Raw genomic sequence first — 641 nt, forward strand, 5'->3', positions numbered from 1 at the left:
TCTCACCCCTGTGGGCACCCGGCGTCGCCAACGGGTAGCCGCGGCGCTGCGAGCGCTGGACTCCTACGCCGCGGAGCATCTCGGCAAAGCCGACCTTCACCAGGTGCGGCGACATCCTGGTCAGACCCGTCGCAGTTCCGAGCTCGCGAATGCCGGCATGAGCCTGCCAGCGTTGATGGCGCTGCTCGGTCACGTCAGAAGCGATGGGCAAGATTCGCCGCCAGTTCACCCACACCCCGGTAGGTCAACCCATCCTGCCCGACAAGGTCGGCTGGCTACACAGCGAGATGCTGAAAACCCGCGTCGCGCATGGCTACTGCGCCCGTCAACCCGCCGCCGGGGCTTGCCCGTATGCCAACATCTGTGAAACCTGCGACAACTACATCACCGCACCCGAATTCCGCGACGCCTTGACCGAGCAACTCGCCGACGTCCAAGCCCTCAAAACCGACGCCGAGACCCGTGGCTGGACCGACGAAGCCGCCCGCCACGACCGCGTCGCGCACGCCCTCACCGACCACCTCCAACGCCTCAACCGCTGACACCGACCAGCTCTGCGGTTGAAGCGCCCCCGAGGTCCGGATAAAAGAACGGCTCAACAAAAAAATCCGGCGGCGCACCGACGTCGTGGGCATCTTCCC

The 641-nt window shown here is 65.8% G+C and carries 1 protein-coding gene and 1 pseudogene; one reads left to right on the forward strand and one right to left on the reverse strand.

Going from position 1 to position 641, the window contains the following annotated elements:
- The coding region (locus F6Q13_RS19425; protein ID WP_293059980.1) for a hypothetical protein at nucleotides 1-193 on the reverse strand (193 nt) is incomplete at its 3' end.
- Between F6Q13_RS19425 and F6Q13_RS19430 the strand changes: the two are divergent.
- A pseudogene (locus F6Q13_RS19430) lies at nucleotides 140-542 on the forward strand (integrase); the annotation flags it as partial. The gene F6Q13_RS19425 and the pseudogene F6Q13_RS19430 sit on opposite strands and share 54 nt — an antisense overlap.
- Nucleotides 543-641: the final 99 nt, after the last annotated feature.

The organism is Mycobacterium sp. (assembly GCF_008709575.1).
Taxonomy (GTDB): domain Bacteria; phylum Actinomycetota; class Actinomycetes; order Mycobacteriales; family Mycobacteriaceae; genus Mycobacterium.